The sequence below is a fragment of the Neobacillus oceani genome, from assembly GCF_046237595.1.
GTDB lineage: Bacteria > Bacillota > Bacilli > Bacillales > Cytobacillaceae > Bacillus_D > Bacillus_D oceani.
Map to the genome: position 1 here is coordinate 1,650,505 of NZ_CP143543.1, position 13,856 is coordinate 1,664,360.

The 13,856-nt window shown below is 47.1% G+C and carries 12 protein-coding genes and 1 riboswitch; of the genes, 6 read left to right on the forward strand and 6 right to left on the reverse strand.

Annotation, left to right across the window (positions count from 1 at the left end; genetic code table 11):
- Window positions 1-28: 28 nt before the first annotated feature.
- The 3 genes from V1499_RS08230 to V1499_RS08240 form a co-directional block, all read right to left on the reverse strand.
- Window positions 29-1,369, reverse strand: coding sequence for a (Fe-S)-binding protein (locus V1499_RS08230; RefSeq protein ID WP_409275328.1), 1,341 nt, complete (start codon window positions 1,367-1,369; stop codon window positions 29-31).
- Window positions 1,366-2,790 (reverse strand): glycolate oxidase subunit GlcD, encoded by a 1,425-nt coding sequence (gene glcD / locus V1499_RS08235; RefSeq protein ID WP_409275330.1) that lies wholly within the window; start codon window positions 2,788-2,790, stop codon window positions 1,366-1,368. Before glcD ends, V1499_RS08230 begins: the two co-directional genes overlap by 4 nt.
- A 255-nt stretch (window positions 2,791-3,045) precedes the next feature.
- Window positions 3,046-3,393, reverse strand: coding sequence for a DUF3905 domain-containing protein (locus tag V1499_RS08240; RefSeq protein WP_409275331.1), 348 nt, complete (start codon window positions 3,391-3,393; stop codon window positions 3,046-3,048).
- A 142-nt stretch (window positions 3,394-3,535) separates the two neighbouring features.
- Here V1499_RS08240 and V1499_RS08245 point away from each other — a divergent pair, with 142 nt between their 5' ends.
- Both V1499_RS08245 and V1499_RS08250 read left to right on the forward strand, forming a co-directional pair.
- Complete coding sequence (locus tag V1499_RS08245; RefSeq protein ID WP_316568306.1) at window positions 3,536-3,697, forward strand: hypothetical protein; 162 nt, start codon at window positions 3,536-3,538, stop codon at window positions 3,695-3,697.
- Entirely contained in the window at window positions 3,697-3,849 is a 153-nt protein-coding gene (locus V1499_RS08250) for a hypothetical protein (RefSeq protein WP_409275333.1), read from the forward strand. Before V1499_RS08245 ends, V1499_RS08250 begins: the two co-directional genes overlap by 1 nt.
- Before the next feature lie 16 nt (window positions 3,850-3,865).
- Here the strand turns inward: V1499_RS08250 and V1499_RS08255 are convergent, their stop codons facing one another.
- Both V1499_RS08255 and V1499_RS08260 read right to left on the reverse strand, forming a co-directional pair.
- Window positions 3,866-5,611 carry a B12-binding domain-containing radical SAM protein gene (locus V1499_RS08255; protein WP_409275335.1) on the reverse strand — a complete coding sequence of 582 codons (1,746 nt, stop codon included), beginning with the start codon at window positions 5,609-5,611 and terminating at the stop codon, window positions 3,866-3,868.
- A gap of 164 nt (window positions 5,612-5,775) precedes the next feature.
- On the reverse strand, window positions 5,776-6,807 hold the full coding sequence (locus tag V1499_RS08260) for an acyltransferase family protein (protein WP_409275336.1): 1,032 nt from the start codon (window positions 6,805-6,807) through the stop codon (window positions 5,776-5,778).
- 322 nt (window positions 6,808-7,129) lie between these two features.
- On the opposite strand from V1499_RS08260, the gene V1499_RS08265 reads away from it, so the two are divergent.
- The 3 genes from V1499_RS08265 (at window position 7,130) to V1499_RS08275 (ending at window position 11,435) form a co-directional block, all read left to right on the forward strand.
- Entirely contained in the window at window positions 7,130-8,140 is a 1,011-nt protein-coding gene (locus V1499_RS08265; protein ID WP_409275338.1) for a 2-oxoacid:acceptor oxidoreductase family protein, read from the forward strand.
- Between the two features lie 3 nt (window positions 8,141-8,143).
- Entirely contained in the window at window positions 8,144-10,438 is a 2,295-nt protein-coding gene (locus V1499_RS08270; protein WP_409275340.1) for a thiamine pyrophosphate-dependent enzyme, read from the forward strand.
- A 412-nt stretch (window positions 10,439-10,850) separates the two neighbouring features.
- A complete protein-coding gene (locus V1499_RS08275; protein WP_409275342.1) occupies window positions 10,851-11,435 on the forward strand; it encodes a metalloregulator ArsR/SmtB family transcription factor in 585 nt (194 codons plus the stop codon).
- Window positions 11,436-11,478: 43 nt separating this feature from the next.
- Here V1499_RS08275 and V1499_RS08280 read toward each other — a convergent pair whose 3' ends face one another.
- A complete protein-coding gene (locus tag V1499_RS08280; RefSeq protein ID WP_409275344.1) occupies window positions 11,479-12,267 on the reverse strand; it encodes a carbon-nitrogen family hydrolase in 789 nt (262 codons plus the stop codon).
- Window positions 12,268-12,385: 118 nt separating this feature from the next.
- Here V1499_RS08280 and V1499_RS08285 point away from each other — a divergent pair, with 118 nt between their 5' ends.
- Window positions 12,386-13,603, forward strand: a complete 1,218-nt coding sequence (locus tag V1499_RS08285) for a pyridoxal phosphate-dependent aminotransferase (protein ID WP_409275345.1) — start codon at window positions 12,386-12,388, stop codon at window positions 13,601-13,603.
- 39 nt (window positions 13,604-13,642) lie between these two features.
- Window positions 13,643-13,745, forward strand: a riboswitch (SAM riboswitch).
- Window positions 13,746-13,856: the final 111 nt, after the last annotated feature.

Genomic DNA, 13,856 nt, shown 5'->3' on the forward strand with positions numbered 1-13,856 from the left:
ATGGCAAATCGGAAGGACACCGACACTTTTACAATGCTTCCGTTTTCGTTGATACAGCCTCAAGAAGCAAATCCGCTATATGCACCGCCCGCATCGACTTTGATAAGCCTTCCCGCTCAATGCCAAGCTTCATCTGCAGCAGGCAGCCGGGATTCGCAGTTACAATCGTAGCGGCATGTGTATCTTTCACTTTATCCATTTTGTAATCAAGAACCTTCATTGACATTTCCGATTCCAAAATATTATAAATTCCCGCAGACCCACAGCAGCGGTCTGCTTCATCCATTTCCCGGTATTCCGCGCCTTCTAACGCCATTAACAAAGCTCTCGGAGCGGAGGACGATTTCATAGCATTCCGTAAATGGCAGGAATCCTGATACGTGACGATTTGCAGTGGAAGCTTCAGCTTCACTTTTTCGGGGAAACCGGCTTCAATCAAAATTTCGGATAAGTCCTTTACCTTGCCAGAGAAGGAATCGGCACGCGTTCTCCATTTTGCATCATTTTGAAACAGATGGCCGTATTCGACAAGGAAGCCGCCGCACCCGCCCGCATTGGATATAATATAATCCGCTTCTGTCCCTTCAAACGCTTCAATATTCCTTTTCGCCAATTCCATTGCGGAATCCTTTTCTCCATAATGGCCGTGGAGCGCGCCGCAGCAAGCCTGGCTCTTCGGAATAACCACTTCACAGCCGGCGAGCTGGAGAAGCTTGATTGTCGCATTGTTTGTTTCGAGAAACATCGTATCCATCAAACAGCCCCTGAAAAATGCAACCCTCATCGTCTTTTTGCCCGATGCCGGCAGGAAATCGGGCCTGTTTTTTAATTCCTTCATTGGTGGTACATCAGGCAGTATTTTTTCCATTGATGCGAGCCCTTCAGGTAGAAGATTCATAAACCCAATTTTCCTGGCGGCCGTTTGCAACCCGGACCTTTGGTAAAACCCAATCAGGCCAGCCACAGCGCGCATCCGGTTTTGGTGCGGAAACAGCCCGCTAAAAGCAGCCTTTCTCGCAACCCGTACCGGAAGCGAATAGGTTTTATTGCTTGCGATAATATCGCGTGCTTCCTCAAGAAGGGAGCCATATTTGACTCCGGGCGGGCAGACCGTCTCACAAGCCCTGCACCCAAGGCACAGGTCCAATGAACGCTCAAAGTCTGCATCCGGCTCGATTAGCCCATCCGCGACTGCCTTCATCAGCGCAATGCGGCCCCGTGGTGAATGGTTCTCCTGGTATCCGGATTCGATATAGGTCGGACAGCTAGGGAGGCAGAACCCACATCGCATACAATTCAATAATTCGTCTTCATCCATCCTTGCTTTAAAATCCCGCTCGATGGATTTCCTTTCCTTCACAGTTGTCATCTTGATACCACCACCCGATTCCGGCTGTCTCCAGCAAAGATTTTCCCTGGGTTCATGATGTTGTTCGGATCAAGCGCCGCCTTGACTGCCCTCATGGCTGCAACGCCTTCTTTCCCCAGTTTCATCTCGAGGTAAGGGGCTTTCATAATCCCGACCCCGTGCTCGCCAGTTATGGTTCCGCCAAGCTCGATGGCTCTTGCAAAAATTTCTTCGAACGCCTTTTCGACACGATCCATTTCTTCGCGGTTACGGATATCGGTCGGGCAGGTCGGGTGAAGGTTTCCATCGCCTGCATGGCCGAATGTGCAAATAGTAAGATTGTATTTCCCGGCGATTTCGGTAATGGACTTGACCATCCTGGCAATTTCGGAACGAGGGACCGTCGCATCCTCGAGAATGGTTGTAGGTGCAAGCCTTGCAAGGGCGGATAATGCCGTCCTCCTTGCCATCCTTAGCGCTTCCGCTTCCTGTTCCGTTTTCGCGACCTCGACAGAAAACGCGTTTTCCTGCATGCAGATTTCCGTTATTTTAGCCATGTCGCGCTCAACGATTTCCGGCGGGCCGTCCTGTTCAATCAATAGGATTGCTTCGGCATGGACGGGAAGGCCGATTTTTACATAATCCTCAACGACCCTGATGGTCGCATTGTCAAGGAATTCAAGGGTGGCCGGTATGATTTTATTCGCGATGATTTTCGATACCGCCATGGCCGCAGATTCAAGGTCCCTAAAAAGTGCGAGCCCCGTCCTTTTTGTTTCTGGCAGGGGAAGGAGTTTCAAAATTGCTTCGGTTACGACGCAAAGAGTACCTTCGGAGCCGACAAACAGGCGTGTGAAATCGTAACCTGCGACATCCTTGGCAAGCTTTCCGCCCGTCCTGATAATATCGCCATTCGGCAATACCGTCTCCAGGCCAATGACATAATCCCTCGTAACGCCATATTTCAGGCCGCGGAGCCCACCGGCATTTTCGTTGATATTGCCAGCTATTGTCGAGATTTTCATTGAACCTGGGTCTGGCGGGTAAAAAAGCCCCCTCGCTTCGACGGCCTGGATAATTTGGCCTGTCAAAACGCCAGGCTGGACAGTAATCGTCAAATTCGCCTCATCAATTTCAAGGATTTTGTTCATATGTTTGAAAAGGAGGACGATTCCTCCTTCGACCGGGCATGTGCCCCCACATAGGTTCGTCCCTGATCCCCTCGGAACAACTGGTATTCGGTGCTCATTGCAAATTTTCAGTACCTCTGACACTTCCCGGGTATTCCTCGGGCTGATGACTGCTTCCGGTAGTGCCTGGTAATTTGGTGTCGCATCATAAGAATAGACGAGCCGGCTCGTTTGCGTATCTTCGTAATTTTCCTGCGATACAATCGCGATGAATTTCTTTTTTATCTCCTCTGAAATTCCTTGCGCCAACATAGTTGATTCCTCCCATCCTTCGAAGTACAGCCTTACAGCCATTATAAACCTAAATGTCGATTGCCGCTTTTAAAATGAATAAGAAAGAACCGCCCGCATGTGCGTGGCGGTTTTTTTCTTAGGAATTAATAAAATGTTTTTGGTAACTCAAAAATAAGTTATTGTAATCCAGCTCCACAAGGAAAGCTCCTTAGAGTAATCATCGCAGGGACAAGCGGTTTTTGCTTGTCGCGAAGGCGCTTCCGCATTCTGTTCTTAATCCGTGTCTTTTCCTGTATCGATATTCGGATGCATGAAGGGGGCCGCATTTGGCTTTCGCCTATTTTCAAGCAGCTCCCTGTTTTCGGCGGTGTTCCAGCCGATATCGTTTGTTGGATGGACCCATTGATTGCCCGCCATAATTTCCGGATCCGTTTCTTCGGACCAATTTTCAAGAGGGGAGTTTGGGGAAGTATAGGAGCTGTCTCCAATAATTACGCCATGCCGATTCACAAAAGGCGGTTCCATGGTCCTGCCTGTTCCTTTGAAGTCGGGGGCATTGATTTGGTGTGGGAGAGTTCCATCAATTTCTGGCCGTTTTAACCCGTCCGCATCCTGTGTCATACTGTTTCCTCCTTTTTTCTGTTATTTTTTGAAAAAATGGAGGCTTTTATCCCAGCAGGAAGACCGCTGAAAGTTCGATTTAAAAGGTATGCATGAAAAAACCATAGGTGAAAGAGACTAATGAAAAAAGGAGGCATCATCTATGGCTAAGCGTAAAGCGGAACGGAATGCGGTCGAGAAATATAGCAAGACTCCATATAAAAATACCAGGGAGTCGGATTTTTCCGCAGAACTTGCCCACGAGGAAGATCCGATGAAAGGAGCAAACCGTAATTCCAATCTTGGGCGGAAAGGGCGGGGCTGATGAAGGACAGAGCCCAAAACCAAGGCAGACAGGAAGAATTCAGCATTGAATTCGGGGATGTGAACGGAATCAAACTCTATGAACTTTTTGCAATGGGCCGGGGGGAAGAGATTAAAAAGGATAAGGATGAAACCGAAAAAGGAAAAAAATAAGCCGGCAGTTGCCGGCTTATTGTGCGAATGAACCAATTAGAGGCCCCTTCCCGGACGGATCATAGTAAACCGCCAAGGCGGAAGGGACTGTCCGGATTTCACCTGAGGACATGTAGGCGTTCAGGTCAAAGGCAAGAGGCTCCAATATCGTATGCTTGTACATTTCCTTTTCAGAGAGGCCAAGGCTCTCAAACGCTTGCCCGGCAATGGACGGTTCCGCCAGAATGCGCTTGTATAGGGCGCTTCTGTCTTTTTTATCGAAGCGTTTTTCCCACCAAGGTTTTCGTGGGCTGTATTTATGCCTCGACAAATAGTCGAATATCATAAGCCCTTCTACAATGTCAAGATTCCGGGTATTCCGTGATTCCAGGAAGGAATGAAGGCGTTTGAACAGGTCCTCAAGCTGATGGCCGATCCTGGACCAGCCCTTTTCATCCCAATAGGCACCGAACTCCTGGAAGAAATCAAAAGGTGATTCGAATTCCTGTGCAATCAAATACTCAATCGTCGCATCCATGCGGTGGCTGTTCCAGTATTTTTCCAAAACATCCTCAACCTGCTTGATTCGGATGATATCTTCGAAAGGGAGGACATTGTTTCCGAGAATTTCATATGGGGCCTGATCCATAAAAATGTAATCATGCTCATCCGCGCGAATTCTGAGGCCAGTCCCACGGAGCATTTTCAGGAAACCGAGCTGCAACTCTTCCGGTCTCATCTCAAATACATCATTGAAGGTTTTTCGGAAAGATTGATAGTTTTCCTCCGGCAGGCCGGCTATCAGGTCAAGATGTTGGTCGATTTTGCTGCCTTCCTTCACCATCGTGACGGTCCGCTTCAGTTTTTCAAAATTCTGCTTCCTCATCACAAGCTCATTCGTATAGTCGTTGGTTGACTGGACGCCGATTTCAAAACGGAACAATCCTTTGGGCGCTTCCTTGTTAAGGAATTCAATAACCTCCGGGCGCATGATATCCGCCGTTATTTCAAATTGAAAAACAGTCCCGGGCAGGTGTTCGTCTATGAGGAAGCGGAACATGTCCATTGCATAGCTTCTGCTTATATTAAATGTCCGATCGACAAATTTTATCGTTTTTGCCCCATTGGCCATCAAATGGCGAATGTCTTCCTTGATTTTCTCCCTGTCGAAATAGCGGACGCCCACCTCAATGGACGAAAGGCAAAATTGGCAGCTGAACGGGCAGCCCCGGCTTGTTTCGATGTACGTGACCCTTTTTGCAAGATGGGGGATATCTTCCGGAAAGCGGTACGGGGAAGGGATTTCCTTCAAATCGAGCTTGCCAGACTGGAGGTTGATTTTAACACTGCCATCATGCCTGTATGCCAAACCCGGTACTTTTTCAAGCTTTGGCGCTCCGCTATTAAGTTCCATCAGAAGCTGCTTGAATGCGGCCTCCCCCTCACCGATCACGATGAAATTCGCTTCAGGCACTTTTTCCATCCATTCCGTTGTATCGTACGTGACTTCCGGCCCGCCAAGGACAATAGCGATGGCTGGATTGATTTTTTTAATCATTGAAATCACTTTTAGTGTTTCTTCAATGTTCCAAATATAGCAGCTAAATCCAATAACATCGGGTTTTCTTGCAATCAGGTCGGAGACGATGTTCATTGCGGGGTCCTTAATCGTATACTCCGCAAGTTCAATGGTGAACTCGGGAGCCGCAAATGCCTTTAGGTATCGGATTGCAAGATTTGTGTGTATATATTTTGCGTTCAAGGTTGAACAGATGATTTTCATTTTTAGTAACTCCTCGAAAAGGTTCTTAGTCAGTATTTTAGTATAATCCCGGTGGGATGTAAAAGGAAGGAAAAATTTAATAGGAAAGGGGATTTAATTAGCGACATAAAAAATCCCTTCCAGACGCCGGAAGGGATGTAAGGATTTGGGATTCTCTAGCTTTATTAGCGTCCTTGGTTAAGCCGAAGGCCGACTGACAGCCTTCCTAGAAGTTTTTTCATCTGAGAGGTTCTCAATTCAATCAGCGGTTGGGTAAAGGATGTAATTAGCTTGCTTGACAGCCCAAGGACAATGATAAGAGACATGCCGGCGAGCAGGACAATCCTTTCCGTCTCATCAAAATAGGAAGCAAAGTTGCTCTCACGGAAAACCTTGACGAAGAAACCGTGCAAGAGGTAGACGTAAAGCGTGTTTTTTCCAAGCGTCGTAAAGAAATATTGTTTCCTTGGGACAAAGGCGAAAAAGCTCATCACCATGACAAGGCTCAATGCATAAATACCGAGGCGTTTAAACATGGCCCACACAGATGCGGCCCCCATTGCCTCGTACGGCTTGGAGCCCAGCAGCCACTGATACTGCGTATCCGGATAAATATAAAACCCTATGAAAACCGCAAGGAATATTCCAAGCGCGAGTATACGTTTCCTAAAGGTGAACAGCGAATAAAAATGTTCTTTCTTCATGTGATAGCCAACCAGGAACAGCGGGAAAAATACAAACGTCCTGGAAAGGCTCAAGTAATTCGAAACCCAATCGATATAGCCGATCAGCAATCCGATTGCGAACGCCGCCGTAATGGCAAAAGATGGCCTGATTTTCGTGAATAGAATCAGCATCAAGTTCCAGCAGAACATGCTGACTAAAAACCATAGCGACCAATGTGGATCGAACGGGTCAATCTTAAGGTTCGGTTTTTGGTAAAGGTAATAGTAAAAAACCGAATAGATTACCTGGAAAATGATATACGGAAGTATTAATTTTTTGGCTATTTTCGCCACATACCCCTTTTCATTGAATCCCTTGGCGAAAAAACCAGAGATCAGGATGAAAGCGGGCATATGAAATGTGTATATCGCCTTGTAAAGTGCGAAAAAGACCTCATTATCCTCAATGAACGCCCTTAGCAAATGGCCGAAAACAACGAGAAAAATCAGAATGAATTTTGCGTTATCAAAGTAGTAGTTTCGTTTTTTCATTATTTCCTCCAACTAAGAGACCCCCAGCTATCCCACTTAATTGTTACCCGAAAACTATTTTGATGAAACAGGTAATGAAATCCAACCGGGTTTCTGGTTCTGTTATATTACAATGAGTTATCTGTACTAGTTGTTATGCATAACCTTCAGCCTTTGCAAAACCTGTATTCATGAAAAAGGTATTCGGGCTGTATCTAAATTTTAATAGGGGTGTATAACATTTGTCACAGCGTAAATATTTCCTGTTGCCTAAAATAGATGGTGGGGAATGCAGGCTTTTAACTCTGCATTGAAAATGTAAGAGGGAAATGGGAGGGAAAACATGTCTATACTGCCAAAAAGAAATGAACTTGGATTTTTTGAAATTCGCCTTGAATCGATTGGCGGCCTCGGGGCAAACCTGGCCGGAAAAATGCTTGCTGAAGCAGGGGTACTCGGGCTTGGGCTGAATGGATCGAATTTTTCATCGTATGGTTCGGAGAAAAAGGGTTCGCCTGTAAAGAGCTTTATCCGTTTTTGTGAACCTGATGTGGAAATACGGGATCACAGCCCGATTGAACAGCCGCATATCATAGGCATTTTTCATGAGGCTTTGTATAAAATGGTCGATGTTGTAAGCGGCCTGGATGCCGAGGGAATTGTTCTAGTCAATTCACCACGGGATTTTGACGGCATCAAAAAGGATTTGCAACTTGAATACGGAACCCTCGCGATTGTCGACGCGCTCACAATCTCGGTGGAAGAGAAAACGAAGGTCAATACCGCAATGCTTGGAGCGCTTTTCCGGATTTGCGATTTTCTTGACCCGGATGCGATGAAGAAAGTAATCAGGAAAACATTTGAAAAGAAATACCCGCACATGGTCGAACCGAACATCAGGACGTTTGAGCGTGGATACAATGAAGTCCGTTTCAAGCATTATGATGCGCCGGTCGGCGCGGAAGGGAAGACCTTTTCCCGGCCGCTTCCACAGCTTGGCTATCTTACCCAGGAGATAGGCGGCGCCATTATAGCTCCGGCGAACAGCATCCTTAAAGATTTAAGCGGTTCGAGGCAAGGATTCCTTCCAGAATTGAAAATCGAAAAGTGCATTCACTGCGCTTCATGTGACACGGTTTGCCCTGATTTCTGCTTTGTTTGGGAAAAAGGAGAGGATAAGCGCGGCAGGGAGCAAATGTTTTTGAAAGGCATCGATTATCAATACTGCAAAGGCTGCCTGAAATGTGTTGAGGCATGCCCAACCGATGCGCTCGGCGACTTGCGCGAGGCGATTGGTTATGCGGAAGCCAACCGGGTCAGGCAAAACTTTCCTTATGCTGCGGGGAGGATATAAAATATGGCAATGCTAGAGGAACAATTAAAAGAAACTACAAAAGCGGAGCAAGTACTGACATTTGAGTCCGGCAACGAAATGGCAGCGATGGCAGCCGCGCAGATTAATTATCATATAATGGGATATTTCCCTATCACACCTTCAACAGAGGTCGCCCAATACCTTGACATGATGAAGGCGAGGGGCGAGCATGACATTAAGCTAATCCCGGCTGACGGGGAACATGGCTCCGCGGGGATTTGCTACGGTGCGGCGGCAACAGGGGCGCGTGTTTTCAACGCGACGAGTGCGAACGGGTTTTTATATATGATCGAGCAGCTCCCGGTTCAGGCGGGTACTCGCTTTCCCATGGTCATGAACCTAGTGACAAGGGCTGTCAGTGGACCGCTCGACATCAGGGGAGACCATTCAGATCTTTATTACGGACTGAATACGGGTTGGGTAATCCTGACCGCGAGAACACCGCAGGCAGTTTATGACATGAATATCATGGCCCTGAAGATTGCCGAGCATTCGAAGGTCCGTCTGCCTGTCATCGTTGCCTATGACGGATTTTTCACCTCCCACCAAAAGAGGCGGGTTGAATATTTCAAGGATCGAGCGGTTGTCCAGAAATTTGTCGGCGAGTGCCCGGTCGACTACAATTTTGCAAGGGATCCTAAAAAACCGGTTACGATTGGCGCGCATATGAATGGCGAGGACCTTATGAACAACCACTTCCAACAATCCGAAGCGATTTACGCTGCGGGCGAAGTGTTCAAGGAAGTTACGGCTGAGTACGCAAAGCTCTCCGGAAGGGAATACCCTGTCCTTGACCTTTATAAAATGGAAGATGCCGAAGTTGCCTTGTTCCTCCTAAATTCCGCGGCCGAATCAGCCAAGGATGTTGTTGATAAGTTAAGATCCAGAGGAATCAAGGCAGGGGTCATTTCACCAAACATCATCCGGCCATTCCCGGCAAAGGAAATCCGCGAAGCCCTTAAGAACGTCAAGGCATTGCTTGTTGGCGAGCGGGCAGATTCGTATGGCGCCCACGGGCCGAATTTGACTCATGAAGTGAAATCGGCATTACAGGACGACAGGGATAACGCGACCATTGTCCTGAGCAGGGTATTCGGCCTAGGCGGCAAAGATTTTTACGCGGACGATGCAGAAGCGTTTTTTGAACTGGCCATCGGCGCAGTAGAAAAAGGATATGCGGATAAGCCGTTCGATTATTACGGAATTGTTCCAGGCAGCCCGGAAAAAGCGCTCAAGCCTGTTATTGAGCCGCAATACGGAGCTACATATAATTCCGGCCTAATCGACGTGAAAATGGATGAGGAAACCGGCAAACTGAAGGTGAAAATCCCGCCGCTCAGGGCGCTTGCAGCGAAGCCGAAGCGACTCGGTTCCGGCCATGGAGCTTGCCCGGGATGCGGCATATTCCCAGGACTTGAGCTTTTCTTTAAAGGTATCGAGGGCGATATTGTCGTTCTTTACCAGACCGGGTGCGCCTATGTAACGACGACAGCGTATCCGTACACTTCCCACAAGCAAACGATGATCCACAACCTTTTCCAGAACGGGGCGGCAACATTGTCCGGTACGGTCGAGGCATTCTTTGAGCTGCAAAAACGTGGGGAAATCGAGATTGCCGATGATGTAACGTTCGTGATGGTTACCGGCGACGGTGGAATGGATATCGGAATGGGCTCTGCGATTGGCACCGCGCTTCGCGGCCATAAGCTGATCATCGTAGAGTACGATAATGAAGGTTATATGAATACTGGTTCGCAAATGTCGTATTCAACGCCGATGGGCCATATGACAAGTACTACGAGTGTCGGGAAAACCCAAAAAGGCAAGAACTTCCATCATAAGGACACGGCACAGCTGATGGCCGCGGCGAATATTCCTTACGTCTTCACAGGTACGGAAGCATTCCCTCAGGACCTAGTCAAAAAAGGTGCGAAGGCGCAGTGGTATGCGCAAAATGTAGGTACCGTTTATGGAAAAATACTGATTACCTGCCCGCTGAACTGGAAATCTGAGGACCGGTACGGCAACACCATCATGGAAGCGGCGGTCAATTCCTGTTTCTTCCCGCTGTATGAAATCGAACAGGGCTCCACAACGATTACGTACAATCCAGAGGAAAAAAATAAGCGAGTGCCTGCATCCGAATGGCTGAAATATATGGGTAAATCAAAGCATTTACTTAAGGAAGAAAACAAGGAAATGCTCGTGGCATTCGAAAAGGAAATCGAAAACCGCTGGCAGCGCCTAAAGGCTAAGCACGACCATCCGATCCTGTAAGAGAAAGAAACCCTATAAATTCATCCAAAGCGGCTCTTTTTGTGAAAAAAGGCCGCTTTTTTTATTTTAAAACCGGGATTGGCTTGTTTTTCTGGAAGGCTTCCAGTTTCATTTTAGTCGCAATGGCGAATTTGTCCGACCTTGAAATGTAAAACGACTGTTTTTTTGAGACTCGGAAAATATATCGAAAAATTTCGTGCCGTTATCGAAAAAATTTTAGATATATCGAAAACTTTTAGAGGGATAACGAAAATTTCCATCCACTTATCGAAAACTGTCACATTTCGGACAAAATCGCCAACCGGGTTTAGCAGGCCCATATCAGAAAATTACCCCAACCCCCCTTGACTGCAAGTTGTAGATTTGATATAAATCTAATTAGATATATATCAAATTAGTTAAGGTGATGAATATGCAATTAAACAAGCTGGTCGCCTTTTACAAAGCGATGGGCGATCCAACACGCATCCGCATTGTCAGGTTGCTTGCTGGCGGCCCCCTTCATGGCCAGGCGATTGCCGGCAAGCTTGGATTGACGCCGCCGACGATTACCCATCATTTGAAAAAACTCCGGGATGTACATGTCGTATTTGAAAGAAGGGACAAAAATACTATTTATTTTTACCTGAATGAAAAAGTGCTGGGCCAGCAGGCGAAGGCGTTAACGCAGCTTGCGGAACGGCAGGGGGAGGAACTAGACGAAATGGATAATGCAACAAACCAAGAGAGGCAGAAGGTTATCAGCAACTTCTTCACAACGGAAGGGAAGCTGAAAAACATACCGGCCCAGCGGAAAAAAAAGCTATTTGTATTTGAGCATATTGTAAAAGGGCTGAAAAAGGGTGTGAAATACGAGGAAAAGGAAATAAACGAGTACATTAAAAAGTTTCACGAGGATTACGCCACCATCCGCCGCGAATTTATCATCAACCATTACATGTACAGGGAAAATGCAACATATGAGCTGAATCCGGAAGAAATGTGGGCGAAGCCATAAAACACAAAAAGGAGGCCTCGTCTATCGAGCCTCCTTTGTTATACTATTCTCTATAATGTTCCGGCCTTCTGTCTTCAAAGACGGGAATTATCCCACGCACTTCCTTCACCTTTTCAAAATCGATTTCAGCAGTAAGGATTTCCTCTCCTTCTCCAGCTTCAGCAAGTATTTCGCCCCACGGGTCAATGATCATTGAATGGCCGGCGAATACATTTTTCGGATCGCTTCCCGCCCGGTTGCAGGCGATGACATAGCACTGGTTTTCAATTGCCCTTGCAATCAGGAGCGAGTGCCAATGGGCAACCCTTGGCTTTGGCCATTCCGCTACTACGAAGATTGCTTCCGCTCCTTTTGACACATGCTTCCTGAGCCATTCGGGAAAGCGGATGTCGTAGCAGACAAAGCCGGCAAGCATGCGGCCGTTAAGTTCAAAATTCGCTGTTCCGGTTCCTGGGATAAAGTAATGGTGTTCGTTCATCAACTGGAATAGATGGAGCTTGCTGTACGTATGGACAAGGCTGCCTTCTTTTGAAACGACGAGCATCGTATTTTCCACGCCGGCCCCGGTGCGGTTCGCAACCGATCCACCGATCAGGTTGACCTTGTTCTCCGCCGCTTTTTTACCGAGAAAGGCTATGGATTCGGCAGCCTGGGCGTCGGAAATTTCATCCAGTCTTTCAAGGTCGTATCCCGTCGTCCATAGTTCGGGAAGGACAACAAAATCGGGATTTCCCTTAGCAGCTTCGCTAATCATTCTGTCCGCGATGGCATAGTTCTCCTCGGGATTTCCATATGCAATATCCATTTGCGCGATGGCGATTTTCAACTTCAAGTTAAGTTCCCCCAATTCAGAAAAGTGAAAAACCTCTTTACAAGATACCTATTACGTTATATTATTTGTGACTAGATTTCCATAAATATATAAATCATTTAAAAGCAGGTGGTCTATTGTGAAGGAATACCCGAAGTCCGAATTATTGAACAGCCTTCCGGGGCAGTTTTTCGCGGGACTTGTGAAAAAGGTGGGCGAGGCGATTGCGCAGGGCCATGATGTGATCAACCTTGGCCAGGGAAACCCGGACCAGCCTACACCGCTACATATTGTGAAGCGGCTGCAGCTTGCTGCCGAAAATCCGGTTAACCATAAATATTCTCCTTTTCAGGGATACAAATACCTAAAGGAGGCAGCAGCCAATTTTTATAAACGGGAATACAATGTTGATTTGGATCCGGATACAGAGGTGGCCATCCTCTTTGGCGGGAAAGCCGGCCTTGTAGAAATTCCGCAATGCTTGCTTAACCCGGGAGACACGTTGCTTGTTCCTGACCCGGGCTATCCTGATTATTTATCGGGCGCAGCCCTTGCACAGGCGAAGCTTGAGATGATGCCGCTCCTTGAGGAAAACCGATTCCTTCCCGATTACGGTACGATTCCAACTGAAGTTTTGGACAATACGAAACTCATGATTCTCAACTATCCGAACAATCCTACCGGTGCAGTCGCGACAAAGGAGTTCTTTGATGAAACCGTGTCGCTGTCAAATAAGCACGGCATTTGCGTTGTCCATGATTTTGCCTACGGGGCAATAGGATTTGAGGGGGAAAAGCCCGCAAGCTTCTTACAGTCTGAAGGGGCGAAGGAAATCGGCATTGAAATTTATACTCTTTCAAAAACATATAACATGGCAGGGTGGAGGGTCGGTTTTGCTGTTGGCAACAAAAGCGTCATCTCAGCAATTGAACTGATACAGGACCATTTGTATGTTTCTCTGTTCGGGGCTGTCCAGGAAGCGGCAGCGGAGGCGCTTAATGGCCCACAGGATTGTGTAGGGGAACTTGTCCGCTTATATGAAAGCAGGCGAAGTGCGTTAATTGGCGGATTAAGAAACATTGGTTGGGACGTCGCTGCGCCCGCGGGTTCGTTTTTTGCCTGGCTGAAGGTTCCGGAAGGATTCAGTTCGATGGAATTTGCCGACTTTCTATTGGAAAAAGCGCATATCATGGTTGCCCCAGGCATAGGATTTGGCCGATATGGCGAGGGTTATGTCCGTGTTGGCCTCCTCGCAACGGAAGAGAGGCTGTCGGAAGCAGTTCTCCGAATAAAGGGTTTAGACATTTTTAAAAAAATGTTTGACAATGAATTTATTTCCTGCGATAATCCAAATTAAATCTTAACATTATGAAAATAGTAAATATATAAAAATCATTTCTTATCAAGAGCAGGCGGAGGGACTAGCCCTATGAAGCCCGGCAACCGACTTATTTTTAAGCACGGTGCTAATTCTTGCAGCGAAAGCTGATAGATGAGAAGAGATTAGTTTGCGCGCGCTAACCTCTTCTTTGGAAGAGGTTTTTTTAATGCAAAAAACAAAATCTTGTCTGTGTTGAAACATGTAACACTGCCTTGGAAAGGAAGGACAT

Excerpts from the sequence above, each read along its gene's own strand:
- V1499_RS08270 (WP_409275340.1), top strand. The coding sequence starts at position 8,144 with ATGGCAATGCTAGAGGAACAATTAAAAGAAACTACAAAAGCGGAGCAA.
- V1499_RS08230 (WP_409275328.1), bottom strand. The coding sequence starts at position 1,369 with ATGACAACTGTGAAGGAAAGGAAATCCATCGAGCGGGATTTTAAAGCA.
- V1499_RS08265 (WP_409275338.1), top strand. The coding sequence starts at position 7,130 with ATGTCTATACTGCCAAAAAGAAATGAACTTGGATTTTTTGAAATTCGC.
- V1499_RS08250 (WP_409275333.1), top strand. The coding sequence starts at position 3,697 with ATGAAGGACAGAGCCCAAAACCAAGGCAGACAGGAAGAATTCAGCATT.
- V1499_RS08240 (WP_409275331.1), bottom strand. The coding sequence starts at position 3,393 with ATGACACAGGATGCGGACGGGTTAAAACGGCCAGAAATTGATGGAACT.
- V1499_RS08245 (WP_316568306.1), top strand. The coding sequence starts at position 3,536 with ATGGCTAAGCGTAAAGCGGAACGGAATGCGGTCGAGAAATATAGCAAG.
- V1499_RS08275 (WP_409275342.1), top strand. The coding sequence starts at position 10,851 with ATGCAATTAAACAAGCTGGTCGCCTTTTACAAAGCGATGGGCGATCCA.
- glcD (WP_409275330.1), bottom strand. The coding sequence starts at position 2,790 with ATGTTGGCGCAAGGAATTTCAGAGGAGATAAAAAAGAAATTCATCGCG.
- V1499_RS08255 (WP_409275335.1), bottom strand. The coding sequence starts at position 5,611 with ATGAAAATCATCTGTTCAACCTTGAACGCAAAATATATACACACAAAT.
- V1499_RS08260 (WP_409275336.1), bottom strand. The coding sequence starts at position 6,807 with ATGAAAAAACGAAACTACTACTTTGATAACGCAAAATTCATTCTGATT.